The sequence below is a fragment of the Leptospirales bacterium genome (genome assembly GCA_019694655.1).
GTDB lineage: Bacteria > Spirochaetota > Leptospiria > Leptospirales > Leptonemataceae > SSF53.
This window is the reverse complement of record JAIBBN010000007.1, coordinates 108,573-133,958: the sequence shown is the minus strand read 5'-3', so window position 1 is coordinate 133,958 and position 25,386 is coordinate 108,573. Positions and strand designations below refer to the sequence as shown.

Here is a 25,386-nt window from a genome sequence, read left to right as displayed (position 1 = left end):
TATTGACGACAGGACAACTTGTGTGCGCCAGGGTCCGGAGCAGAATGATGCCCAGCCTCTCTGTGAATTGAGACAGTACACTCACAATGGATGGTCCCGTTATGCGAAATTCTTCGACCAGGCTAATGCTATCGGAGCGGTGCGCAAGCTTGCTGGTCTTTTTGGCAGCGTTTTTTGTCTATCTCTCAGCGCCGGTCATGCCAGTTTCCGATTCAAAGTGGACTGTGTTTGAAACTATTTCGCTCCTTCGTCGAGGCGACCTTGACCTGAATGAATATTCGCCGGCGCTTGAGATTTTCCACTCGCACGGGACTGTTCTCGTCGGCGATCGAGTTTACGACTACTTCCCCAGCGGCATTGTGTTTCTGGGCGCACTGCCTATCTGGATTCTGTCCAGAATCTATGGATACGGATATCTTGAAGCAAATGCATTCGCTGTTGAACTTACCGTTGCATCATTGCTCTGCGCAATGGCCGCTTTACTTTTTTTCAGGGCGGCGCGGCAAAAATACTCATTGTTGATTTCTCTGGGTGCGACATTGATTCTTGCTCTCGATAGCTCTGTGCTGAGTACTGCCAGTCGGGCGCTCTGGCAATCGACCGGGATTGTATTCTTGACCTGCGCTTCACTCGCATTGATCGCCAGGCTCGACCGAACAGAGGGCAACCATTGGCAGTTGGCTGGCCTTGGCGGAATTTTAGCTCTCGCCTTTGTCGTTCGTCCGCTAAGCATAGTTTGGAGCGCACCGACCGCCGCCTACCTGCTGCACCGCTATCGAAATTGGCAGAGCGTTCTACTGCTAGCAATGCCGGCTCTGATGATCGGCATTCTCTTCCTGGCTTTCAATCAGGCGATCTACCACAGATTCTTACCGCCTTATTACAACGCGACGCGGGTCTTTGATCTGAGCGTGCTGGCAGCTGCACTGCCAGGGAATCTTGCTTCGCCGGCGCGCGGAATTTTCATCTGGTCGCCGGTCTTCCTGGGCAGCGGTGTCGGGACTGCATTGGTTCTGGCCAGGCGCGATCAAAAATCCTACTTTCTGCCGGCTAGTCTGGCCATTCTGCTACACCTGCTGCTGATTTCGACCTTTCCGCATTGGTGGGGCGGCCATTCGCTGGGCCCGCGCCTGCAGACAGAAATAGCGCCATTGTATGCCTGGCTGCTCCTTCCGTTTCTGGATTGGGTCTCTGCAAGACGGTCGGCGGTCTACGTTGGATGCTTTGCTCTGCTTGCTGCTATAAGTATTGCCATTCATCTTCGAGCGGCATTTGTAGTCGATGTGAATCTCTGGAATACACGCCCCGACGTGAACGAGCATCCCGAAAGAATCTGGAGCTGGAGGTCCGCTCAATTTCTTGCCGGCAATGACGCCCTGCGTTTTTTGTTTAAACAACAGTGAAGCAAATTGTAGTTGATGCACGGTTCTTCTTTGCATCAGGGATTGGCGTCTATCTCCGCAACATACTGCCAGCCTTGATTCAACGCCGATCGGATTTATCTTTCGCGCTTCTTGTTCAACCCCGGGACCGGGAACGAATAAGGGGGGAACTCCCAGGCGCCGCATTGATTTCTTGTCCGCTGGTCCCTCTTTCCATATCTGAACAGATATTCCTTCCGCGCTACTTGCCAGCGCACTACGACTTACTCTGGATTCCACACTTCAACTTCCCGGCGCTCACACGCGGTCCGCATCTTGTTACGCTTCACGATCTTTCGTTGCGCAGTGCGCACTATCCAGCCTCCACTTTGCAGAGACTCTACGCTCGCATTCTATTTCCTATCATGGCGCGCCGCGCCCGAGCGATCTTGTCTGATTCGGGCGCCACACTGCGCGAGCTTATTCGCTACTACGGCAACCGCGCTAACCTCTACCGATCACATCTTGGCGTGGATGTCCGCCGCTTCGGAAAGAAGTCGCGAATTGGCCGTTCCAGCGGGGGCGGCGAGATCTTATGCATAGGCAGCGTGAAGCCGCACAAGAACATCGGTCGTCTGCTTCAAGCGTATAGCCTGTTGCCTGATAAGAAACGACCTGACCTTGCTATCATCGGCCGCACTTCCGGACTCCGCACCATGGACTCCGCATCGCTGGCAGCGGGTCAATCAATGCCACAGGTGCATTTTCTTGGAGAGCTAGCTGATGCTGAGCTGGTTACGCGCTTGCAACGCGCATCGCTCTTTGTGTTTCCCACTCTATTCGAAGGATTCGGATTCCCGCCGCTCGAAGCAATGGCAGCCGGAGTGCCAGTGGCAGCGTCCAACATTCCCGTGCTTCACGAGATCTGCGGGGACGCGCCCTATTACTTTGATCCCCTTCTTCCTTCGGATATTGCCAACGCGATACAAGCTGCGCTTCGGCCCGGCCGCCAGCGACGCTTGAAGCAAGGTCTCGGTACAAAGCGCATCAGCCAATTCCAATGGTCGCACACCATTGCCGAAACTTCTGCCGTTCTGGACATTGCACTGAATCCAGAATACAGTGTCACTGGGCCATCGCTGAACTTCTACAAGGCTCGGGTCGCACGGTACGCCATCAAGCGGTCCGCGATCCGAAAGCGACCCTCCAGGTTACAACCGCTGGTTAGCATTATTACGGTTACCTTGAATGCACGTACAACGATAGAGCAGACGATTCGATCCGTATGGGCGCAGGACTACCCAAACATTGAATACATTGTCCTGGATGGCGGCTCAAGTGATGGTACCTGGGAATTTTTACAAAAGTTCCGATCACGGTTTTCGACTCTTGTTCAAATTGATGACCTTGGCATCAGCGATGCCTTAAATCAAGGTATTGCCATGGCTCGCGGCGAAATCATCGGGTTGATCCATTCGGATGATTGGTACGAACCTGAAGCGGTAGGATTGTCGGTTGAGGCTTTGCGGCGCCAGTTAGATCGGGGCTTCGTCTGCGCCGCGCAACAATACTGGCGAAATGAGCAACGCGATGCTCTTTTCCCATCGCATCCGGAAAAGATTGGCATCGATATGACAGTCAATCATCCGACATGTTTTGTGCGTCGATCTGTCTATCAAGAAGCCGGACTCTTCAAATTGCATTACAAAGCCGCCATGGACTATGAGTATTTTCTCCGTCTCCGTCGCTTGAACATTCGGGGAATTGCGCTATCCCAGGTCACTGCAAACATGCGCTATGGCGGCACAAGCGATCGAGGGTGGGTGCGCGGCCTCTCGGAAATCCGAATGGCGCAAAGCGAAATCTATCCGGGATCCATTCGCTTCATGCTATTTTTTTTCGCCAAAGCTGTCAAATCTGTCTCTGGTCGCCTCCTGGAAAGTCTCGGATTGCAGCGAACTCTCCGGTTCTACAGGCAGCACATTTCCAGTTTCACGCGAACCTTCTCCAATCCGCCGGACCCAGCCGACAAATCAACGAATTAGACGACTGACGACAAAACCATGTACTCGGAAATGTTCCTGAGAAACTATCGCCGGATGATTTCGATCATTCTTGCATCTGACAGCGCTGCGAGAGATCGCCGTGTCCTCGACTGGGGAGGCGGCAATGGAATACTCAGCGACTTGCTGCATCGCGACGGCTTTAGACATGTAACTCTGTTCGACGTCAAGGCGACTGGCTATGACTTCAAGGCATTATTGCACTCCTATCCATCGCTGAAGCATGTACGCAGAGTCGCGTCCAGTCAGCCTGCCAGGCTTCCTTTTCGCGCAAAAGAATTTGATATTGTCATATCTTCAGGCGTGCTCGAGCACGTCCCGCTTATTCACAGCAGTCTGGATGAGATTTATCGCGTATTGGAATTGTACGGAAGGTTCTTCGTCTTTCATTTCCCGCAGCGAACCTCGTATACAGAAGCGATTGCCCGCCTGCGAGGCGTATCGCCCCATCCGCGTACGTATTCCATGTACAATCTGCGCAAGCTGGCGCTCGATCATGGATTCTATATCGAACGATCCTGGCGATTCAATCTGGCGCCGAAGACCTTGAACTATTTTCCTACGGCGCTGAAAATGCTGTATGAGCCGTTGACAGATTTCATCTACGCGAGTGATAAAGCGCTCAGCAAAGTACCCCTCTTGAATCTACTTTGCAACTCCATTGAACTGCAAGCTTTCAAGGCGCCTTTTCTGGAGAACCGCATTCACTATGCAGCGCGATAAAATGCGACAGCAGCCAGCGATCCGGGTCCTGCACCTGGGCCGTTTTCTGGATTCGGCCAACGGCGGATTGGAGAATTCCGTAATTCGGCTGCTTGATTCTCTGAAGTCTGCGGCAAACGTTGCCAATCTCGTCGCCCACCGCACTTTTAGCCTCAAATACGAGGAGCTTCAGTTCCATGGCTGGAACGTATACCGCGTCCCCTCCTTCGGCAAATTTGGATCACTGGCAATCTCTCCGTGGCTCCCCATCGAACTTCTTCGACTAAACCGTAAGTGGCGTTTTGATATTGTTCACCTGCATCTGCCGGACCCGCTCTCCTGTCTTGCCGCCTTGATTCTTCCTCGAAGAGTTAAACTTGTTGTATCGTGGCATAGCGATATTGTGCGCCAAAAGTTTGCCCGGATTTTGGTGCAGCCTATAGTTAACCGAGTTCTACGGCGGGCCAGCGCCATCGTTGCGGCGACGCCGGCGCATTTTACAGATTCGACGCAACTTGGCGCGGCGCCAACAGAGCGGCGGTATGTCGTTCCCTATGGAATTGACTTTCACCGATTTCAATTGAACCGCGTCGAACAGCGCGCCTTATTAAGCGAACGTCGCCGGAAGGGCCGGAAATTTATGGCTCTGGCGGTCGGGAGACTCGTATATTACAAGGGATTCGATTGCCTGTTGCGTGCACTGGCGCTGGCGCCCGACATTCAATTAACGTTGGCAGGCGATGGGCCGCAGCTTGCGGAGTTGCAACTGCTGGCCCGTCGTCTGGGCGTAGCAAATCGAGTAGATTTTGCGGGACGAGTGAGCGATGATCGACTGCGAATGCTGTACCATCTCTGTGACGTCTATTGCTTATCTTCGATTGAAAAGGCCGAGGCATTTGGCCTGGTCCAGACGGAAGCTATGGCCTGTGCTAAGCCCGTGCTTTGCTTTGATCTTGGCAACGGCGTCAACTGGGTGAACCTCCACGGGAAGACTGGACTTTCGGCCCCGGTGGGAAATATCGAAGCGTTCGCCGCCAATTTGCGCCGTATTCACGCAGATCCCGTATTGGCTGCCAGGCTTGGCGCAGCCGGTCGAAAACGAGTAAGACGGGAGTTCTCTGTAGATGCTATGCGCATCCAAATGCTGGACATCTATCGAGAAATTCTGAGAACATGATCGACCTTCACGCTACCTCGTTGCGTCTTACCAACGGCTCGCTCTCAATCCTCGACCAAACGCGGCTGCCGACTGAGGAGCGCTGGCTCCAGATCGAGTCCGTTGCGGCTATGGTCGACGCAATCCAACGTCTTGCAGTGCGCGGGGCGCCATTGATTGCCATTGCCGCTGCCCTGATGCTGGCCAAACGCGCTCGCGATGGGGCTCAGCCGGCGGAGCTGCGCGCTGATGCAGCGCGCCTCCGGGCCTCGCGACCCACAGCGGTGAACCTGATGCGAATCATGGACCGTCTCGTTGGCGATAGCAGCGATGCGCTGCTCCAGGCGGAGCGACTGCAACACGAGGCGGAAGCAATCTTTCTGGAAGACCAGGCGCTTTGTGAGCGAATGGCCGAGCATGGCGCAAAACTGATTGGCGACGGCCAGTCGTTACTGACGCACTGCGCTACAGGCGGCCTCAGTACTGCCGGCGCCGGCACCGCGCTTGGCGCAATTCTGCGCGCTCACCGTCAGGCGAAGAATATTCATGTGTACGTCGATGAAACGCGACCGTTGTTACAGGGCGCGCGCTTGACTGCGTGGGAACTGACGCGTTCCGGCGTCCCCTGTACGCTCATCGCCGACAACATGGCCGCCAGTCTGATGCGCAATGGACAGGTGGACGCCATCTTCGTTGGCGCCGACCGAATCGCACTCAATGGCGACTTTGCCAATAAGATCGGAACATACGCGCTGGCCGCTCTGGCGAAATACCACGGAATTCCCTTCTATTGTGTGGCGCCCGAGACGACCATCGATCCGGAGCTGGCAAGCGGCGCCGGTATACCCATTGAAGAGCGCGATGCTGACGAACTGCGCGGTTTTGCCAGCGGCCAGACCCGAGTTAACTGGGCGCCGGCTGAGGTCGCGGTCTTCAATCCGGCCTTTGATATTACGCCAGGCAATCTGCTTACGGCGCTGGTCATGGATCGCGGCGTTTTTTCTGCCGAGCAAATTCAGAACGGCGCCCTGGGCGAGCTTTACTCAACGCCAGCATCGAGCGCAACACCCCCCGGATCACTGTGATCGACGCGGCCCATTGCAATCCCGATTGACGCCGCTTTGCGCTGCAGCGACACAGCAGCGAGGCCCCCGTAGCTCAGGTGGATAGAGCGGCGGTTTCCTAAACCGTGCGCACAGGTTCGAGTCCTGTCGGGGGCAGATCGCCCTTTCTCATGCTCAAAGATCGACTGGAAAGAGAAATCGAACGCTTTCGTGAGATCGAGGAAAAGCTCTCCAGCGGCGAACTTTCGACTTCGGAATTGCGTGAGACTTCGCGCCTGCATGCTCAGCTTGGTCCGCGCGTCGCCGAAATGCAGGAGTATTTGCGGCTGAGCAGCGAACTGCAGCAGGCCGAGGCTATGCTGCGCGACTCCACAGACGCCGAAATGCGCGAAATGGCGCGCGAGGAAGTGGCATCGCTGCAAACGGAGCTGGAAGGTCGCAAGAAGCGCATCGAGCGACTGCTGATTCCGCCCGATCCGCGCCAGGGTCGCAGCCTGATTCTGGAAATCCGCGCCGGAACCGGCGGCGACGAAGCTGCGCTCTTTGCCAGCGACCTGACGCGCATGTACCTGCGTTTTGCCGAACGACGCGGCCTGCCGGCGGAAATGATTTCGCTGAGCGAATCGGATCTGGGCGGCTACAAAGAAGCAGTGTTCAGCATTGCCGGCGCCGAAGCCTACGATCTCTTGCACCAGGAGGGCGGGGCTCATCGCGTCCAGCGCATTCCTGTCACCGAAAGCGGCGGACGCATTCACACCAGCGCAGTGACTGTAGCAGTGATGCCCGAGGTAGAGCAGGAAGAAGTTACAATCAATGACAAGGACCTGATCATCGATACGATTCGCGCCAGCGGCGCCGGCGGTCAGCATGTGAACAAGACGGAGTCAGCGGTGCGCGTGCGACATGTTCCCAGCGGCATTATGGTCTACTGTCAGGATGAGCGCTCACAGCATAAGAATATGGCGCGGGCCATGCGCATTCTGCGGGCGCGGCTGGCCGAAAAGCAGGAGAGTGAGCGCCATGCAGCGGAGGCAGCGCTCAAAAAGGAGCAGGTTAAAAGCGGCGATCGCTCCGAACGAATTCGAACCTACAACTTTCCACAGGGTCGGGTCACAGACCATCGCATTGGCTTTACGGCCTACAATCTTAGCGCGTTCCTGGACGGCGAGATGGATGAGCTGCTGGAAGCTCTACTGGAAGCGGAACGCGAGCAGAAACTCAAATTGCTGGCAATCTGAACATCCAGTCCGCAGCAGCGCCTGGCTCAGAGCGAGCCGGCGGCGGCTGAAAGCCGATTGCAATTTTCGCAGACCTGCGGCGGAAGCAGGCCCACGCGCATCAACTGGTAGAAAGCAAAGCAGCCGGCGCAGAAGCCAAGAGCGCTTTCCAGAAAGGCAAAGAAGGCCAGCGTCCCAACTGAAATCTGAAAGGGCAGCGTCATCCCCAGCAGCAGGAAGGCAAGCGCCGCGGCGCTAAAACAAAGACCGATGAATTGTGCAAATCGCTTGGGCGGTCCTGGAACGGGTCGATCGCCCAGGCGCAGCAACGGAACCAGGACATGAATCGAAAGCCGGGCAAAAAGGTCGATGCGCGGTCCGTAGAGCACGCGCGCCAGAAAGCCATAGAGCAAAAAAAGTACGGCGATCAGGTTCTGGCTCCACAGCGCAAATAGCGCCAGCGCAACCACTAACGCCGCCACGGCGCGGGCCGCCCGATCGTTTACAAGCTCCGGAAAGCTGCCAATCTTCATCCTTTTGCTCCCGCCATTGGACCCCAGCATTCCCATCAGGTTGCAGGTGATTCTGTCAGGATAACAATTGATTGGGCTTCGGCAAGCCTGATTCAGGAGCGCAAGCGTAAGCGCATCGGCAAGCCGCCCTGCGGTCGCAGTGTAACCGCCGCCTCGGGCTTCACACGCTGGCTGCCGCGCTCGAACTGCACGGCCTTGCAGATCATCGATAGCAGCAGCGTCGCCTCCAGCATGGCAAAGCCAGAGCCAATGCACATGCGCTGCCCTCCGCCAAAAGGAAAGTAGGCCATGCGCGGCAGCCGTCGCTCCAGGCCATCGAGCCAGCGCTCCGGCCTGAACTCATCGGCCGCCTCAAATAGTTTTGGATTGCGATGCATCGAGTACTGGCACATCGCCGCCTGCTCTCCGCGCCGAATGGTCACTCCGCCAATTTGCACATCCTCCACTGCCTCCCTGCCAATCAGCCAGGCCGGCGGATAGAGTCGCATCGCTTCGCGTATCACCGCTCCACAGAAATTCAGCGCGGCGCAATCGTTTGCCGAAGGCCGGCGCTCGCCAAAAACCTGCCGGGCTTCATCGGCTATCCTTTGCTGCAGTTCAGGTCGATCGCCTAAAAGCCAGGCCGCCCAGCTCAAGGCATTGGCGGTGGTTTCATGGCCGGCCAGAATCAGAGTAACCGCCTCGTCGCGAATCTGTTCGACGCTCATCGGCTGATTTTCTTCGTCGCGCGCCGCCAGCAAGTCGGCAATCAGACCGGGCGCTGAAGAACTTTTCTGAACGAGCGCGGCGACAATCCGATAGAGCAATTTCTTCGCCTTCCAGTAGCGGACATTGGTTGGACTGGGGAACCAGTTGCCGGCAATCGCACCGCTGATTGTAAACTGCTTTGCCTGCTGTTCCATCAGGCGATCGAGCGCCCAGGCAATGGCAGCGCTTTCTTGATCCATGCGCTGTCCAAAAAGCGAACGCGCCACAATCTCCAGGGTCAGCGCCATCATGTCATGATGCCAATCGCGCAGCAAAACTCCTCCGGAAGCAGTCGCCAGATCCGCCTTCCACGCCTGGATCCGGCGCGCAGTTTCTTCGGTCATGATTTGCGCATAGGAATCAACGCGCTCGCGATGAAAAGCCGGCTGAATCAGTCGTCGCTGGCGGCGCCAGAGCTCGCCTTCGCTGGTCAAGAGCCCCTGCCCCAGCAGATTGCTCAACCGGCGCGTAAAGAAGTCCTTTCGAAAACTGCGTGCACGAGTGGTCAGCACCTCATCGACCAGCGCCGGTTCGTTGATTAAATAGGTAACCTTGCGCAGTCCATGCATGCGCACAATCGGCGCGCGATCGCGCATCTCGCTCAGAAACTCCAGCGGCGCGCTGGCAAAGCGCAGCATCACGCCAACCACTGGCTTGCCGCGGGGAATATATAACTGGCCGCTTTCTACGGCTGCGGCATTGCTTTGCATAGCGTAGAACGACTCAAGCGCTTGCAAACGGTCAAGCCTTCGCCGGCCAGTTGCGGCGCCATTGATCGGCAATCAAGCGATGGAAAGATCCATCAGCCCGGAGTCAATTACGCCGTCCGAACTCTGCAAACGCGCTTCGATTCTATCGCCCGCTTTCAGATAAGCCGGCAGCCGCAATTGACCGCGTACAAATACTTGCATCTGCTTTTCTTCGGAAAAGAGCAGTCCGGCAACCTTGCGCAGTGCAGCGGACGGCGCCTTCAACGCTACACCCGCCGGCGTGCCGGTCAGCAGTACATCGCCGGCATGCAGATCCATCAGCGCCGACAGCTCCATCAGCGTTTCCTCCGGCTTGAAGAGCATCTGGGCGACGGCGCCGCGCTGACGCTCTTGCCCGTTGACCGAAAGCCAGAATTCGCATTGGTACAGCGAATTGACCTCGCCATCATCCAGCAGAGTGACCCACGGACCCAGCGGGCAGAAGCCGCGGAAGCTCTTGCCCTTGAACCACTGAACTTGTGGGACTTGAATGTCGCGCGCTGAAATGTCGTTGGCCAGTGTAACCCCGGCAACATAGTCGAGCAGGTTCTCTCTGGTAATTCTGGCCGCGGCGCTTACATCGCGTCGCAAGATCAAAGCCAGCTCCGCTTCGTAGTCCAGCAGTTGAACCCCGGTTGGCGTCCGCACCTCGCCCTGCGCCGGCGCCAGCGATGAGCTGGCCTTGACAAACAGGGTGTTGAAGCTCTTGCGCACGTTTCCGCCGGCTTCCTCAATATGCGCCGCATAGTTCTCTCCCTGACACAGCACGGCCGAGGGATAGGACAGCGGCGAGAGCGGCCGAACTTCAGCCAGTTGCAGCGTCTCACCGGTAGCCGCCGGCCGACGGGACGCCGGTCCAAGGAAGTCATGAATGGACTGCGCCGAAGTCAACAGCAGCCGCTCGCCTTCCACATAGGCCCAGCCCTTGCTTTGGCCGGCCTGGAAATGCATCACTCGTGCGCTCATTGCGCCTCCGTTGCCTGGATCGAAAACTTGCGCAGCACCTGCGCGCCTACATGGGTGGCCAGCAACATCACCGTTTCATAGGGATTCACGTGGGAAGAAGTTGGGAAAAGCGAAGCATCGCTGACAAAGACCGTGTCACAGCCATGCAGGCGCCCGTCTACATCGGTTACTGCGATTGATGGATCTTTGCCCATGCGCGCGCCGCCCTGGGGATGAGCGCTGGACAGAGGCTGACGCACCGGCTGAAAGGAATCGCGACTTACCAGGCTCCCCAGTGAAGCTACGTCGCCTGGATCAAGCAGCGCTTTGGAACTGGCTGGAATTGACGCACGGCTGCAGCCCGCGGCGAAGAGGATGCGCGCCGCGTTTCGGAGGGCGGCCAGCATCGAATCGCGCGCCGAATCGCTCAAGCGATAGTCGACAACCGTCTCGCCGCGGCCATCAATGCCAACACGGTTCTCCGGCACGGCATCGTCGTGCACCAGAATCAAAATCGACATCATCTTCCGGTAATCCTTCATCAGCTCTTCCAGCTGCACGCCGCTGATTGGCTGATTCTTGGCCGTTACGCCCGGATAGTAGAACGAAGTCTCCAGATAGTATCCGTCGCTCTCCGAAAAGGCGTCTACATACCAGAGCTTGGGAAAGCCGCGGTAGTTCTTCACCTGTTGCGAAACTACGCCGTTGACATTGTAAGCCGGATGCACGGTGAGAAAGCGGCCAATATTTTGCGGATCTATTCCAAGCTTCTTCCTGGAACGCAGCAGCAGCGGCGGCGTATTCAGCGCGCCGCCCGCCAGAACGATGCAATCCGCCTCGACCTCGTAGTTTCCCTCGGCCTCGACATTTGGCTCGGTTCCGCGCGGAGCAGGCCGCACCGAAAAGCTCACCCGTCGCGGCCCGATTTGCTGGACCCACGCATTATAGACCAGATCGACGCCGCGGCTGCGAGCCTCTGGAATCTGCACCTCAAGCGTACCCTGCTTGGCGCCGGCCGTACAACCCAGATTGCAGAAGCCCTGTCCCTGACAGCCGCGGGTATTGATGCGCAGCGGCTTGACCGGAATGTTCAGCTTCTGGCAGCCCTCTCGAAATAGACGGTTGTTGTCGTTTTCTTCCTCCGGCGATAGTTGATGCACATTAATCTTTTGTTCAATGCGATCAAGCGTGCCGGAGACAAAGCTATCGGACAGAAAGCCCAGACCGTAACGGGAACGCCATTCTTCTATGACGCTTTCCGGCGGACGAAAGGAGACTCCGGTGTAAACAGCGGTGCTGCCGCCCACGGCGCTGGCGGCGGCAATGCTCATCTGCATATCGCTGGTAAAGACGGCGCCTTTGCGCAAAAAGATGCGCGACATATCCAGTTCGCGCTGTGTAAAACGATGCTTGGGCCAGTAGGGTCCGCCCTCCAGCAAGAGCACGCTCAGCCCCTGATTCACATAGCGGCTCAGCAGTTCGGCCACCACGCCGCCGCCGGCGCCGCTGCCAACGATCACAACATTGTATCCCTTTTTCATGGCCGCTCTCCTCGCGCCAGCGGTCCCTCGTAATTGATCTGGCGCCAGGCGTGGGGCGTACTGTAGTAACTGAGCAGGACCAGCGAACGAACGCCGGTTAAACCAGCTTGAATTTTTGAGCCGCCGCGCCGCCCAACTTGTTCGAGAAAACGCTGACGACGTTCAGGCGCCAGACGATGCAAAGGACGCCAGCAGAATAGCAGCGAAAGAAAATTGAGCGCTCGAAAAAAGAGCCCAAGCTGGGCGCGCGAACGCGAATCCAGCTCGGCAAAAAACGCATCAAAGATCTCAGTAAACTGTCCGAGAACGCCAGGCTCTTCCAGCGAAGGACAGATCAGTTTTGCGATGGCCGCCTGGGTCTTGCTCATGACGCCTCCTTCGCTGGCATGCGATTATGCTAGCACAGGCGCCAGGCATCTGCATTAACCAGGGTTAAGGCGAGCCCATTTTTGCGCCGCCGGCCTGGCGACGCTCGCTTTTCCTTGCCAGCCTGGCGCAGATGCTTGCCTCATTCTGACTGGATGTTTGCGCGTCTCAATCTTGCCCTTCTTGCCTCTCTGGTTCTGACGCTGCTTGCAGGCTGCAGCGAGGTCATTTCGCAGAACGCAACGCCTGCGGTACTCCGGCCGCTTGCCGCGCCCGGGCGCCTGCAGCAGCCGGTTGGATTTGCATTCCTGGGCGCCTATCCGCAGCGATTCTATGTGATCGAACAAGCCGGGCGCATCCGCGCCTGGAACGCCGGCCAGGCGCCGTGGACGGCGCTGGACATTCGAAGCCGTGTGCAGTCCGGCGGCGAGCTTGGACTCCTGGGCATGGCCTTCTCGCCGCACTTTGCCCACGATCGCCGCGTCTTTCTCTCCTATACGCGACCCGGCCGGCGACCGATTAGCACGCTCAGCGTCTGGCGCATGGACGCTTCAGCGCGCCAGATCGATCCCAACAGCGAGAGGCTTATCCTGCAGGTCGCACAGCCCTTCAACAACCACAACGGCGGACAGATTGCTTTTGGCCCCGATGGCATGCTCTACATGGCGCTGGGCGATGGCGGCAGCGGCGGCGATCCCCTGGGCAACGGGCAAAACATTGAAACGCTCTTTGGCGCCATCCTTCGTCTCGATGTAGAATCTGCGCCGCCCTATCGCATTCCGCCCGACAATCCGCTGGTCGGCAAGGCCGGCCGCGACGAGCTCTATGCCTGGGGTCTGCGCAATCCATGGCGTTTCAGTTTTGATCGCCAGAGCGGCGAGTTGTGGGCGGCCGACGTCGGCCAGGATCGCTTTGAGGAGATCGACCTGATCCGCAGCGGCGGAAACTACGGCTGGAATCTTCGCGAAGGCAGGCACTGCTACGGAGCTGAAAGCTGCAGCAGCGCAAACTTGATCGATCCGGTCTTTGAGTATGCCCACGGCCCGCATTGCTCGGTCACCGGAGCTTATGTCTACCGTGGGTCCAGGCTGCCCGCCTTATACGGTCGCTATATCTTCGCCGACTTTTGCTCCGGACAATTCTGGTCCATCGATCGCAACGGACTGGGCGGGCCGCTCTTACAAAGCGAGCTGCGGCCCTCGGCCTTTGGCGAGGCCCCGGATGGCGAACTCTATGTAGCCGACTACCGTGGCGGAATCTATGCGCTGCAGCCGGCCCCTTGATTTCGCTGAGGCAATCCTTCTTCCATTAGCGACCTGAGCCGGCAGAAATTCGACTGGCTCTGCGTCCAATGGATCATAAGCCGTGACCGATACTGCAAGCATAGCAAACGCCAAAATGACGCCGCGCGAACTGGACAAAATCGCCAAGGTTCCGGCGGAAACGGCCGAGGACCTGATCAAGGTTATTCGCCTGCTGGCCATGACTGGCAAGCGACTGTTCCTGAACCATCTATTCACACCGCTGGACTTCAAGGGATGGAAACGGCGGCCCGGATCGGAAACCGTCCGACGCCTGATGGAGCACATCGATCGCGCTCTGTCACAACCAGGATCGATTCACACTGCCGGCCCGCTGGCCCGTCGCATGATTTCAGCGGCCTTGAATGACTCGCTCTCCGCACTTGGCGACGCCTCCATCTTCTTTTTGGATCGAATGCAGCGTTCGTCGCGCGTCGCCGCTTCGCCCGACGCCATTGACTTTGTGCAGACCGTTTACCCGCCGCTCATCGAGTTTCGCGATATGCACCAGCTGCAAAGCGAACAGTTATTCGCAGAAGGTCTTCAGGCGCTCAGCCAGGAAGATTTGCGCGAAGCATTTCGGCCCATCCAGCTCGGTCGCCATACGGAGCTGGTGGAAGTACAGCGCCAGGCTATTAATCTCTTTCATCGAATCAAGCTGGCAGCGCAGAAGGATGATTTTGAACGCTGCATCAAATTGATCAGTCACTATTTGATCAACTACGGCGACCAGGAAAACAACAATCGCGACGAAGTTGAGCGATTGATAAGCGCCTTATCGCAACGAGCGGAGGGCTTTCGTTCCAGCCTGGAGGAGCGCATTGCCATCAACCTGTTCTACGAGATCCAGAATAGCATTGCCGCCAATGATCTGCGCCGCACAATTCGAGCGATTCGAAAATATGCGCATATCTTCCAGGGAGAGCCAGGCATACGCTACTTTCATGAGATTGACAAACTGGAACAGCGGCTCTATGCATTGATTACAGAAAAGGACCTGTGGAAAGAGCTGAAGGCCGAGCGCAAGTAAGCGGGCCGGGAGAGCGGCAAGATGGCGGAATACGACTTAAATATTCAGGAGAGCGCCCAGGGCGCTGCGGTTGTTCTAAGAGTAGCTGGCAAGCTGGACGCCAGAACAGCGCCGCGACTGGGGGACATGCTGAAGACCATGATCGCCGGCGGACGAATCAAGATTGTATGCGACTTACAAGGAGTAAGCTACATCGCCTCCGCCGGCGTTGGGACGCTGAAGGCGGCTTTGATCGACGCTAAGAAGGCCGGCGGCGACTTGCGTCTGGCAGCGTTGCAGGCGCCGGTCAAAGACGTACTCGACGTGCTTGGCTTCACCCGGCTCTTTTCCATTCACAGCGACGCCGCCGCGGCGGCCAAGGGCTTGTAGTGAAGCAGCTTCAGGTCCGCTGCGACCTGAGCGAATTGGAGCGCGTACGCGAGGCAGCGCAAAGCTTTCTTGGCGGCCTCTTTGACGCCATCGATCAAAATCGCATCGTGCTTTCTGTGGATGAAGCTCTGGCCAACGTGATCGAGCATGGCAACTGCGCCGATGACCGGGCTCTGATTGATATCGAGATGGAACGCCAGGCGGATCGCGTCGTCTTCCGTATTCTCGACCGCGCTGCGCTCTTTGATCCAACAAGGACGCCGCGACCGGATCTGGAAACCATTGCCCAACGAGAACAGGAAGGCGGCCTCGGAGTTTTTCTGTATACGACGCTGATGGATGCTCAGCACCAAGCTCGTCCCGGAGGCGGCAACGTTTTGACCTTGAGCAAGCGAGTCCCAGCCCGATGAACGGCGCATGGAAGCAGCGGCTGCGTCCTGGAATTCGTGGCAAGCTATCGCTGTTCATTGCGCTGATGCTTGGCGGACTCATTGCCGCTTTTCTGGCTGCTGCCGTGCGCCAGCAAAATGACGCGCTGGCCGCAAAGGCGCAGCAAGAAGTCGCGCGCTACTTGACGCCGGTCGAATTGCTGACGCTCGAGGTCGACCATGTTGCGGCAATGATGACCGCACTGGAGCGGCTGCGCCGATCGGCGGAACAAGCGAAAACTCGCGGTACGGAAAGCGCCTTTTTTTCTGCGGCTGCCGTCAAGGAAGCGGAGGAGCGCATCCGCGATTTGATTCGTCCTTCTCCATCCAGCGATCCGGTAGATGAGCGACGGTTTTCCTATCTGCAGGGATTGGCCCGCCGCGTGATGGACGCATCGCCGGAAAAGACGGGCTATGCGCTGCCGCGAAAACTATTTGAAGAAGAATTGCGTGCATCCTTCGAGTACAACAGTCGAATTGCCGTCGCCTTTCGCGGCCTGGACCTGCGCCGCTACCGCGCCGAATCGATTGACCTCTACCGCTGGCCGCGTTTCGATACTGCGCAGTTGCTGAGCGAGCGACAGCGACGCAGTGCGCCAATCGACAACTTTCTCTGGGGGCGCAGTGATGAATTGCGGGTCTCGCTGGACGCTCTCTATCGCCCCTATATTCAATCGCGTCGGCCGCAACTGCAAGCGGCGCCTGCCGATCTAACCATTGACGGCGGCAGCTATTTGCTTGTTTCGCGCACCTTCTTTCGGCATCCAGAACTCTCACGTCGTGCAGAGCTCTGCTTGCGGAATCTCCCGCACAGCGCCATCTGGCGACGGTATGTCGAACGTGAGAAGACCATTAATGCGCAGCTGAAGCTGGCCGGACTCCAATGGCAGGCGCGCACTGCAACGTTGCTATCGGAAAATAGCGATCGACCGCCGGCTATGGACAGCGAATGGCGATCGCTGCGCGACGCCTACCAGCAGCTACGAACGCAACGCGACGAGCAGTTCAATGCCGCCGCAAAAAGCTACTTGCAACGAGAGGATGCCAACTTTGCAAGCGCGGCGCCGGATGAACAGCCGGAAGAACTTCCAGCGGCGGCAACTATTGTGGATGCGCTTCGCTATTTGCGCGCCGCAAGATTGGAGCGCGATATAGGATTTCACTGGAACGCCGATATCGAGACCTACGATGATTACCTGCGCGGTTCGCGGGCGCGCAGCATCGGCGCCAGACGACTGCAACTGGTTCTGGACTGGGTGCTGGCCGGGCGCTCCCCTCTTAACGCTCCGGGATACTCCGGCCTGCAAACGCTTACGCGCCAACAAGCGGAGGCGCGGCTCATTGCAATTGACACTCAGGCGCTGGATGATCTTGCGTTGGACTCGCTGTACCAGGAGACTGCCGGATTCACCCGAATCCTGGCCGACCGCCGCGCCTACCAACAAGAACTGGGACGAGAGCGTTCGCGTTTCGTTGATACGGCGCTTTCTATTGCGCTACGGTTTCTCTTCCTGACCTTTCTGCTCTCCCATTTCTTTGTCGGCGCGGTCCGTGGGATCATTCGCGGCGCTGCGCGTGTTGGCCGCGGCGACCTCAGCGTTCGCTTTCAATACCGCAGCGCAGACGAGCTCGGTCAACTGGCAGATTCGCTGAACTCGATGGTTCAGGGATTGAAAGAACGCGAGGAGCTGCGCGGCGAGCTTTCCGCCGCCGAGGAGATCCAGAAGCGCCTGATTCCGGAGTCGCCTCCCCAGGGTTTTGAAAGCGATCTTTCCTTTGGTTCCTACTATAAATCGATGATCGGCGTTGGCGGAGACTACTTCGACTTCATCGTCGCCGGAAAGCGTGAATTCGTTTTTTGCGTGGCCGACGTATCCAGTCACGGCGTGGGCCCCGCCATTGTGATGACCATGCTGCGCGCGCAGCTCCATTCCATCGTGCGCCGCGGGGAGCGCGACCTCCTGCAGATTCTCCAGGAACTCAACCGTCGCGCCTACGCCGATACGCCTGAGAACATTTTCATTACGATGTGCCTGGGTCGCTACCGGGCGGACTCCGGCGACATTGAGTATGTCTCCTGCGGCCATCTGCCGCCGCTGCTCTTGCATTACAAGGATGGGTCGGTCGAAAGACTGAAGGCTGGCGGAATCCCGGTTGGGGCGCTGGACAATGAGCTCTTTGCGGACATGGTCCAGCTGAGCGCGACCCGGCTTTCACCTGGCGATTTGTTCTTTCTCTACACCGACGGCTTAACCGAGGCGATGAACGCGAATGACGAACTCTATGGCGAGCCTCGTTTGCTCACCGTCCTGGGCGCCTCCTCCCGGAAAAAGCCGGCCGTTCTGGTGCAGTTGATCGCGGAGGATATCGAAGCCTTCAGCGGCAAGAGTCTCAGTGGAAAGGGACCTTCCGGCCTGAACGATGACGTTGCCATGATCGCCTTCCGAAGGCTTCGTTAGTTTTTGGCGAGATCGTGAGTTCTTCGTAAGGCTTCGGTCAAAGCTAGTGGAAAGTATGCTGCCGATTCTTGCCGCGGCGTCGAATATGGCAAGGACTGCCAGCGATGGACCACTCCCACGGACCGTACCAATGGCGACTGCCGGGTCGAAGCGAAGGCGGAGGCGCGGGCAGCCACTCCTTATCAAAGGAGCAGCCGCTTCGTCTCTGGTCCTTGCATGAAGAATTGAATCGACCCTTTGCTGCAAATGGCGTCCGTCGGGTGTTGATTGCCATCGCCCCAGGTCTTCCCATTCAGCTTCCCTTTGCGGCCTCCAGCGTACTTGGATTATTACACGCCCTGCTGCAAGGTCCTCCCTTTGCCCTGGCGCCTTCTCCTCTGGAACTGCTGGTGACGCCGGCCAATCAGGGAAGCAGAGAGATTGCTCGCTTCCTGTTGCGCAGCCGATTGAGCTCAGACGAAAGCGAAGAGCTGCAAATTTCGGCGGAGGCATCGCGTCAACTGTCCCAGCTGGACTCGACGCTGTCGCGAGGCAAAGGTCCCGGCTACAGCGTCTTTTTTGATCTGGAGCGCGCCGACGACGCCCAGCTGGACGTTTGAAGCAATCCTGCCGCCTGGACAGAGTTGACGCCAGAGGGCTGAGGTCCGGCCATGATCGACATGGCCATACAGCTTGATAGCATCGCCTACTTCCGCGGCGAGTTTCGCCGGCTGTCGGAGTGCAATATCAATGTGGCAACCCATGCGCTTCAATATGGCACGATGGTTTTCGGCGGTATTCGCGGATATTACAACGGACGACAACAGCAACTCTATCTGTTTCGACTTTCCGATCACTACCGTCGCTTGACTCGCAGTGCGCGCATTATGCAAATGCGCCCTCCGCTTGACCAACAACAAATGGTTGACGCCACCCTGGAACTCAGCAGACAGAATAACTTCCGTTCCAACACCTACTTTCGACCCTTTCTCTATAAGAATGCGCTGCAGCTCTCGCCTCGTCTGCACGATGTCAGCGACGAATTTTGCATCTACACCATCCCGCTGGATGACTATCTCGACACGACGGGCGGCCTGCGCGCCGCAGTTTCCAGCTGGCGTCGGATCGACGACAATATCATTCCGACTCGCTCCAAGTCCGGCGGCGGCTATATCAACTCTGCGCTGGCAAAATCGGAAGCAATCCAGAATGGCTTTGATGAGGCGATATTTCTTGATTCGCGCGGCTTTGTCAGCGAGGGCAGCGCCGAAAACATTTTTGTTGTCCGCGACAACGTCTTGATTACGCCTCCGCTCAGTGCAGCGATTCTCGAGGGTATCACCCGGCGCAGCATTCTGGAAATGGCCAGCGATCTGGGCATCGCAACCATGGAGCGCGACATCGCTCGCTCCGAGTTGTACATTGCAGATGAGGCCTTCTTCTGTGGCACCGGCGCACAGGTCGCCTGGATCAGCGAAATCGACCGTCGCCCGATTGGCGATGGCGCGATCGGGCCGATCTCCCGGCAAATCCGCGACCTTTTTCAGGCCGCTGTGCTCGGCGAAGAAGAACGATATAGCCGCTGGCTGACGCCAGTGTATTGAGCGAATATGGTTGGCGATCAATCTGGAGCAGACCGGCAGCTTCGCCGCGATCTGGGCCTGGCTGAAACGCTTTCCATCGTCGTCGGACGTATTATCGGGTCCGGCATTTTTCGCACGCCCGGCGTGATGATGGCCGCAGTGAGTCTCGCAGCGGTTACTCAGGGCGGCATTCAAATCGATGGCCAGAGGCTGAGCGTTGGTTTCTTCCTGCTCGCCTGGGCGCTCGGCGGCGCTGCCACAATTCTTGGCGCACTTTGCTACGCCGAGCTGGTAGCGCTTCTGCCGCGATCCGGCGGGCCCTACGCCTACTTGCGGGCAGCTTATCCCGAATTCTGGACGTTCCTGCGCGGCTGGGCCATGTTTTTTGTCTCCGAAACGGCAGCCATTGTCGCTGTTGCCATTTTTTTTGGAGAAACTCTTGTCGAGTTGTTACACAACGCGGGGCTCGTGCTGCCTGATGCAGCTGAGCCCCTGGCGGCGCTGGCGCTTATCTGGCTGATGAGTGCAGCGAATTGCTTTGGCGTATTGCTGTCAGGTCGAACGCAGAATATCATAAGTTCCCTTAAACTGATTGCGTTGGCGGCTATTGTCGTGGTCTGCTTTGGCGCGCCAGGCAGAGGCGCAGCTGCCTTTTTACCCTTCTGGCCCGAGTCGCTCGATTGGCGAACGATGCTTGGCGTAGCAGCTGCATTGCGCTACGGTTTCTTTGCCTATTCAGGCTGGGAGGGCGCAACCTATGTCGCCGAGGAGGTGCGCAATCCTTCCCGCAATCTGCCGCTTTCGCTGCTATTCGGCATCGGCGGCGTCATGTTGATTTACTTTGCAGTGAATGTTGGCTATCTTTATCAGCTGGGCGCGATCCAGATGATTCATGTGCAAAAAGGCGTAGCTACGGCGGCAATGCAGCAAGCGGTCGGCGTCGCGGGCGCCGCTCTCATTGGCGCGGCGATTTTGCTCAGCGCCGGAGGCAATGTAAGTACTCAAGTCCTGGTAAAGGCGCGCACCTGGTACGCCATGGCCAGAGACGGACTGCTTTTTCAGCGCATGTCTCGACTGCATCCACGTTACGGGTCGCCCAATCAAGCGATCCTCTTGCAGGCGCTGTGGGCTACGCTGCTCCTGCTATTTGCATCATATGGCGGAAGGTACCTCGGCGCAGGGCGTTCCTATGATCGAGTCATCGACTTTTTCAGTTTTACCTCGACCATCTTCAATATTTCGACCTTCGCCGCAGTTTGGGTACTGCGACACAAACTGTCATCCGTGGCGCGGCCTTTCCGCACGCCGTGGCTGCCGCTAACCCTGGGCTTGACTCTTGCAATTCAGGTCTGGTTTGCCGCGCTAACTCTCTACGACCGGCCGTGGGATTCGCTGCTGGGCGTCGCCCTGACGGCCAGCGGCTTAGCTTACTATCGTCTGGTAGTGATCAAACGTAGAGCAAGAGCCGGCACGGCTGCAGCAGGTTGATCTGCTGCAGCGGGCTTTGCTTAGATTGCCGCCGGAATGTAGGGCAGGCGGCGCGTTTGCGTGTAGAGCGCCCAGGCGCCAAAGAATAGTCCATTGAAACATAGATCGCCAAGAATGGATCCGCCGAGAAAGCTCATCGAAGTGTCCTGGCCATAGAACGGAATGGCCATTAGATAGCACTGGACCAGTCCTTCAAAGTTCACCGGGTACATCCCGCTGAACAGCCATACGGCAAAATTGGACAGAATGAAAAACAGCAGGCTGCCGCCAAGGGAGTAGAGCGCGATGCGTCCCATCTGCGCAAAGGAACGAAATAGCGGCGCCGCCTCCGAAAGCCTTTGAATAAGGCGGCCCTCGTGCTGCAGTCGATAACCATAGAATGCAGGCAATACGATGGCCGCATTGACCACGAGCATCTGATCAAACTCGTAGCCGCCAATTACAAGGTTGCTCAAGATCATTGCCGCCATCGGCACAAGCCATGCAAAGGCCCGCGCGGAAGCAAAATAGAAGCCCGAAAAAAGAGCGACTGCGCCTACAGCCTGGAAGTTGCTTGGACGAATGCCATCGGGCAGCAGTCTGTATCCCGCAGCTACGATGATCAAAACCGCCGCCACCAGGATGCTTTGCAGTCGTTCACTTCTCATTTTTCCAGTGCAAGCCTCAATGGAGGACCGTCAAGTCTGAATTCGGCATCGATCTGGCCAGGCGTTGACCGCACGGACAGCCCCGGCAAAGTGTCCTGTGCCATCAAACACCGCTGAACTTGCCTCCCGGGCTCGGGCCTGGCATCCGCTACTTGCGCTGCCATTGGTGATTGGCGCCGCCTTCATGGCACAGGCGGTTCCGACCCTGCCTATGGCGCTGTTGGGCTTGCTTCCGGCCTGGATTTCGGTCGCAGCCTGCATCAGCTCCTTGCTGAGCATCGCTGCGGCCTGTGCAGCCGTCGCTCCGCGAGCAGGCGTCGCCGCCGCCGACTGGATCGACTACTTTGCGCTGCGCCGTCCCGCCTGGCGATCGATCTTACTCTGGAGCCTATTGCTCTTCGCTTTCAACTTTCTCGCCGGATGGATTTTTGAATTGTTCCATCTGCCCGTGACGCCCGACGCCGTATTTGAAATAGTCAATAGCGCCGCCAGCCTGCCGCTGCTCTATATCGCCGTTTGTATTGCTGCGCCAATTTCGGAAGAAGTTCTCTTCCGGGGTCTCTTACTGTTCAGTTTTGAAGGCCGTCGACGCCGGCAGGCGGCAGGGGTCGTTATCAGCGGGGCTCTGTTTGCATCCCTGCATTTACAGTATGAGTGGTACTATCTGATCGTATTGTTCATCGTCGGGCTGTTGTTGGGCGCAGCAAGAATGCAAAGTCGTTCCATCTGGACCTCGGTAGCGATGCATGCACTGAACAATGCCTGGGCAATGTTCAGCGTTACAGGCCTCGGCGCCGGTCCCTAAGAATGCTTGATAGCACCATAGTATCCAACGATTGCATTTGACCAGAGTTCCATCGCGCTTTTTTCCTCGCAGCAGTCAGGATCTTCAGCAATCTGCCTGGACCAAACGCCGCGCGGGGCCCAGATGCGCACATCGCTGTTTGTAAAGACGCTCAGATTTGGCCGACCAAGCGCCGCCGCAAGATGAAGCACGCCGCTATCAGCTCCGGTGCAAAGCGCAGCGCCGCACAGCAATAGAGCCAGCTGCTCAAGATCGCCGGAAAATACAGGACCGGGGAGTTCCTCGGCCGCAGACTCCGCCCTCAGCAGACGCAGCGCCTCATCGTCTGCCGGGCCGGACGAAAAGACACAACGACCTCCGAGCTGACGCCAGAGCCGAGCTCCGGACAACAGCCATTGTGCCGGCAATCGTCGGTCGCGGCTTCCGGCCCCAACAGCGAATACTGCCAGCGGCGGCAAATCAGAATCGACCCCTGCGGTCTTGACGCCATTCCCGTTCTGAATTCGTAAAACAAAGGTCTCACAAAGCTGCAGAGCGTCTTGAATATCTGTTTCTTTGGAAATCTTGAATCTCTGCAAGGCCTCGCAAACAAATCTGGCGTACTGGCAATCGACGCGCTGCGACCTGGCATTTCTACCCGGATCAAATGGCGCCGGGCGTCCTGCAATCAGCGCAGCCTCTACTCTGCTTGCGCACAACTGGGCTTCGACCGCAGCATCAACTGCGAAAACAAGGGCGTAGCGATATTCGGATAGACGCGGTTCGAATTGTGGCGGCGAAACGAACAACGAAGCCCACTGCGCCGATTCACTTGCTATCAGCTGCGTATTCGGCTCGCAGCGACGGAGCAGCGGAATCAGGGCAGCGGGCGCGGCCAGCGCCAATCCCGCCCCGCATTCCGCAAATCTGCGACGTGCGAATTCGATTGCTGGCAAAGTACACAGAACGTCGCCAAGGGCGCCGCTGCGATAGACCAGGACTCGGCCGTCTGTTGCTTTCAATTCTGCAGGGCGCGACGAAAATAGTCGATGGTCTGTCGCAGACCTTCATCCAGCGGCACCCCTGGCTCATAACCGATGCGCTGACGCGCCGTTTGCAAATCCGGTTTGCGGCGCAGTGGATCATCCTGAGGAAGCGGACGATGAACGATCTTGCTGGACGATCCAGTCAGCTCGATTACGCGCGTGGCCAACTGCAGTACAGTATGTTCTTGATCGTTTCCCAGATTCATCGGGCCAATGAACCCATCCAGGTCCATAAAATCTAGAAAGCCTCGAACCAGATCGCTTACAAAGCAAAAGGATCGCGTTTGCGAACCGTCGCCGTAGATCGTGATATCCTCTCCGCGAAGGGCCTGGACAACAAAATTGGAAACAACTCGCCCGTCATTTTCCACCATATTTGGTCCGTAGGTATTGAATATACGTACTACCCGAATATCAGTTTGATTCTGGCGATGATAGTCATAGCAGAGAGTTTCCGCCGCCCGCTTTCCCTCATCGTAACAGGAGCGAATGCCGGCAATGTTTACGTTTCCCCAGTAAGATTCCGGCTGCGGGTGGACTTGCGGGTCCCCGTAGACCTCAGAGGTGCTGGCCTGCAAGATACGCGCACGGAGACGCGTTGCGAGCCCGAGCATATTCATTGTCCCCACCACGGAGGTCTTCATCGTCTTGATCGGATTGTACTGGTAGTGCTGAGGGCTGGCTGGACAGGCGAGATTGTAGATCCGATCCGCTTCAACGACAAGGCTTTCTGTAATATCGTGGCGGATTACTTCAAAGGAGGTCTCGCCGCGCAAGTCGGCAATGTTTGCGTGCGCGCCAGTAAAGAAGTTATCTACGCAAATCACATATTGACCGCGCGACAGAAGTTCGCGGCAGAGGTGCGAACCAATAAAGCCGGCCCCCCCGGCCACAAGATTGACAATTTGTTTCATTCGATTTTGGCAGCAGTCGGCGATGGGCTGGCGGAAGACAGCGGCTCAGGCGACGGGCTTTCAAGCAATTCAGCAGGCAGCGGCTTTCCGTCCAGTCCAAATCCGTTGGACAATAGCCACTCCTGAACCGGCGGCGTGATCTCGCCCGGAAATGCTTTTTCAAGGGGCGTTGGCGGCGACTCCGCAGGCAAGAACTGGCGGGGCGGAAACAGGACCGGACGCAGCGTCATTACGATGGCGAGAACAACGATTGCGCTCCAGATCAGCGAGATGCTCCCGGCCAGTTGCTGCAACGACAGCGCACGGCCCAGCGGCCAATCTTGCGCCTGTATATAGCGTGCAAATATTCCGGCATCGGTGCGCTGCAGCTCGCGCGTAAAATCAAGCAAGTCATAAAGGCAGTACCAGAGTGCAATCGATCCGAGCGTCAGAAGAGTAACCCGGGCAAAAGCGCGACCCAGAAGACAGAGGCACAGCGTCCCCAGCCCCCAGCCTATGCCAGTGTAAAAGGCCGGCGATCCGGGTTCGGTGAACAAATAGCTCATGTAGAGGACAACGATCGAGAAAGCGCCAAGCGTAACACGCTCCCACTGCCCGGCGATTCCGCGACTCAGAAGAATGGCGCCGGTCAGCGCTGCGCCAATGTATCCGGCGCTCACAGTGAGTGCAAATCCGGCGCCCGTAGTGAGACCGCGAACAAAGGTCTCCCCGCTCTCATCAAAATCGATCCGCACTTGCTGGAGTACTGCGCCGGAGACCAGCGCGCCAAGGCCATGCCAGAATTCGTGAATCAATACAATGAAAAGCCTGATCGGCGTCAGCAATTCCGAATCCCAGAAGAGGGTGGCCGCCAGCCCAGCGGCCAGTGCAATCCACAATCGCAGCTGTCCCACTCTTCAGGTATCGGCCGATGT

General features: G+C 57.6%; 25 protein-coding genes and 1 tRNA gene. 17 read left to right on the top strand and 9 right to left on the bottom strand.

The window, feature by feature from the left end:
• The 8 genes from K1X75_11910 to prfA all read left to right on the top strand — a co-directional run.
• Nucleotides 1-232 (top strand): hypothetical protein (locus K1X75_11910; GenBank protein ID MBX7058761.1); only part of this gene is annotated, 232 nt, incomplete at its 5' end.
• Entirely contained in the window at nt 225-1,403 is a 1,179-nt protein-coding gene (locus K1X75_11905; GenBank protein MBX7058760.1) for a hypothetical protein, read from the top strand. The genes K1X75_11910 and K1X75_11905, both read left to right, overlap by 8 nt.
• Nucleotides 1,404-1,567: 164 nt before the next feature.
• A complete protein-coding gene (locus K1X75_11900) occupies nt 1,568-3,406 on the top strand; it encodes a glycosyltransferase (protein MBX7058759.1) in 1,839 nt (612 codons plus the stop codon).
• A gap of 30 nt (nt 3,407-3,436) precedes the next feature.
• On the top strand, nt 3,437-4,147 hold the full coding sequence (locus tag K1X75_11895) for a class I SAM-dependent methyltransferase (GenBank protein MBX7058758.1): 711 nt from the start codon (nt 3,437-3,439) through the stop codon (nt 4,145-4,147).
• Nucleotides 4,134-5,303, top strand: coding sequence for a glycosyltransferase (locus K1X75_11890; GenBank protein MBX7058757.1), 1,170 nt, complete (start codon nt 4,134-4,136; stop codon nt 5,301-5,303). Before K1X75_11895 ends, K1X75_11890 begins: the two co-directional genes overlap by 14 nt.
• Nucleotides 5,300-6,367, top strand: a complete 1,068-nt coding sequence (gene mtnA, locus K1X75_11885; GenBank protein ID MBX7058756.1) for an S-methyl-5-thioribose-1-phosphate isomerase — start codon at nt 5,300-5,302, stop codon at nt 6,365-6,367. The genes K1X75_11890 and mtnA overlap by 4 nt, the downstream gene beginning before the upstream one ends.
• Before the next feature lie 62 nt (nt 6,368-6,429).
• Nucleotides 6,430-6,502: transfer RNA gene (locus K1X75_11880), tRNA-Arg, on the top strand.
• Between the two features lie 14 nt (nt 6,503-6,516).
• Nucleotides 6,517-7,584, top strand: coding sequence for a peptide chain release factor 1 (gene prfA / locus K1X75_11875; protein ID MBX7058755.1), 1,068 nt, complete (start codon nt 6,517-6,519; stop codon nt 7,582-7,584).
• Between the two features lie 26 nt (nt 7,585-7,610).
• Here the strand turns inward: prfA and K1X75_11870 are convergent, their stop codons facing one another.
• The 5 genes from K1X75_11870 to K1X75_11850 form a co-directional block, all read right to left on the bottom strand.
• Nucleotides 7,611-8,126 carry a DUF4395 domain-containing protein gene (locus tag K1X75_11870; GenBank protein ID MBX7058754.1) on the bottom strand — a complete coding sequence of 172 codons (516 nt, stop codon included), beginning with the start codon at nt 8,124-8,126 and terminating at the stop codon, nt 7,611-7,613.
• Nucleotides 8,127-8,188: 62 nt separating this feature from the next.
• Complete coding sequence (locus tag K1X75_11865) at nt 8,189-9,553, bottom strand: cytochrome P450 (protein ID MBX7058753.1); 1,365 nt, start codon at nt 9,551-9,553, stop codon at nt 8,189-8,191.
• A 72-nt stretch (nt 9,554-9,625) separates the two neighbouring features.
• Nucleotides 9,626-10,558 carry a fumarylacetoacetate hydrolase family protein gene (locus tag K1X75_11860; protein MBX7058752.1) on the bottom strand — a complete coding sequence of 311 codons (933 nt, stop codon included), beginning with the start codon at nt 10,556-10,558 and terminating at the stop codon, nt 9,626-9,628.
• A complete protein-coding gene (locus tag K1X75_11855) occupies nt 10,555-12,078 on the bottom strand; it encodes a GMC family oxidoreductase (protein ID MBX7058751.1) in 1,524 nt (507 codons plus the stop codon). The genes K1X75_11860 and K1X75_11855 overlap by 4 nt, the downstream gene beginning before the upstream one ends.
• The gene (locus tag K1X75_11850; GenBank protein MBX7058750.1) at nt 12,075-12,446 is read right to left on the bottom strand and encodes a hypothetical protein; all 372 of its coding nucleotides are present in this window, start codon (nt 12,444-12,446) and stop codon (nt 12,075-12,077) included. The genes K1X75_11855 and K1X75_11850 overlap by 4 nt, the downstream gene beginning before the upstream one ends.
• Nucleotides 12,447-12,599: 153 nt before the next feature.
• Here K1X75_11850 and K1X75_11845 point away from each other — a divergent pair, with 153 nt between their 5' ends.
• The 8 genes from K1X75_11845 to K1X75_11810 all read left to right on the top strand — a co-directional run bounded on the left by K1X75_11845 (nt 12,600) and on the right by K1X75_11810 (nt 21,081).
• Entirely contained in the window at nt 12,600-13,727 is a 1,128-nt protein-coding gene (locus K1X75_11845; protein ID MBX7058749.1) for a PQQ-dependent sugar dehydrogenase, read from the top strand.
• An 82-nt stretch (nt 13,728-13,809) separates the two neighbouring features.
• Nucleotides 13,810-14,775, top strand: coding sequence for a hypothetical protein (locus K1X75_11840; GenBank protein MBX7058748.1), 966 nt, complete (start codon nt 13,810-13,812; stop codon nt 14,773-14,775).
• A gap of 21 nt (nt 14,776-14,796) precedes the next feature.
• Nucleotides 14,797-15,144 (top strand): STAS domain-containing protein, encoded by a 348-nt coding sequence (locus tag K1X75_11835; GenBank protein MBX7058747.1) that lies wholly within the window; start codon nt 14,797-14,799, stop codon nt 15,142-15,144.
• Nucleotides 15,144-15,554, top strand: a complete 411-nt coding sequence (locus K1X75_11830; protein ID MBX7058746.1) for an ATP-binding protein — start codon at nt 15,144-15,146, stop codon at nt 15,552-15,554. Before K1X75_11835 ends, K1X75_11830 begins: the two co-directional genes overlap by 1 nt.
• Complete coding sequence (locus tag K1X75_11825; protein MBX7058745.1) at nt 15,551-18,031, top strand: SpoIIE family protein phosphatase; 2,481 nt, start codon at nt 15,551-15,553, stop codon at nt 18,029-18,031. The genes K1X75_11830 and K1X75_11825 overlap by 4 nt, the downstream gene beginning before the upstream one ends.
• Before the next feature lie 104 nt (nt 18,032-18,135).
• Nucleotides 18,136-18,630 carry a hypothetical protein gene (locus tag K1X75_11820; protein ID MBX7058744.1) on the top strand — a complete coding sequence of 165 codons (495 nt, stop codon included), beginning with the start codon at nt 18,136-18,138 and terminating at the stop codon, nt 18,628-18,630.
• A gap of 60 nt (nt 18,631-18,690) precedes the next feature.
• Nucleotides 18,691-19,614, top strand: a complete 924-nt coding sequence (locus tag K1X75_11815) for a branched-chain amino acid transaminase (GenBank protein MBX7058743.1) — start codon at nt 18,691-18,693, stop codon at nt 19,612-19,614.
• 6 nt (nt 19,615-19,620) lie between these two features.
• Nucleotides 19,621-21,081 carry an amino acid permease gene (locus K1X75_11810; GenBank protein MBX7058742.1) on the top strand — a complete coding sequence of 487 codons (1,461 nt, stop codon included), beginning with the start codon at nt 19,621-19,623 and terminating at the stop codon, nt 21,079-21,081.
• A 20-nt stretch (nt 21,082-21,101) separates the two neighbouring features.
• On the opposite strand, the gene K1X75_11805 is transcribed toward K1X75_11810, so the two are convergent.
• On the bottom strand, nt 21,102-21,728 hold the full coding sequence (locus K1X75_11805; protein ID MBX7058741.1) for a hypothetical protein: 627 nt from the start codon (nt 21,726-21,728) through the stop codon (nt 21,102-21,104).
• A 97-nt stretch (nt 21,729-21,825) separates the two neighbouring features.
• Here K1X75_11805 and K1X75_11800 point away from each other — a divergent pair, with 97 nt between their 5' ends.
• Nucleotides 21,826-22,533, top strand: coding sequence for a CPBP family intramembrane metalloprotease (locus tag K1X75_11800; protein MBX7058740.1), 708 nt, complete (start codon nt 21,826-21,828; stop codon nt 22,531-22,533).
• Here K1X75_11800 and K1X75_11795 read toward each other — a convergent pair.
• Genes K1X75_11795 through K1X75_11785 form a run of 3 tightly spaced genes read right to left on the bottom strand, consistent with a single transcriptional unit; the run spans nt 22,530 to nt 25,365 of the window.
• Entirely contained in the window at nt 22,530-23,534 is a 1,005-nt protein-coding gene (locus K1X75_11795; GenBank protein ID MBX7058739.1) for a hypothetical protein, read from the bottom strand. The two genes, K1X75_11800 and K1X75_11795, sit on opposite strands and share 4 nt — an antisense overlap.
• Nucleotides 23,531-24,472 carry an SDR family oxidoreductase gene (locus K1X75_11790; GenBank protein MBX7058738.1) on the bottom strand — a complete coding sequence of 314 codons (942 nt, stop codon included), beginning with the start codon at nt 24,470-24,472 and terminating at the stop codon, nt 23,531-23,533. The genes K1X75_11795 and K1X75_11790 overlap by 4 nt, the downstream gene beginning before the upstream one ends.
• Nucleotides 24,469-25,365 (bottom strand): M50 family metallopeptidase, encoded by an 897-nt coding sequence (locus tag K1X75_11785; GenBank protein ID MBX7058737.1) that lies wholly within the window; start codon nt 25,363-25,365, stop codon nt 24,469-24,471. Before K1X75_11785 ends, K1X75_11790 begins: the two co-directional genes overlap by 4 nt.
• Nucleotides 25,366-25,386: the final 21 nt, after the last annotated feature.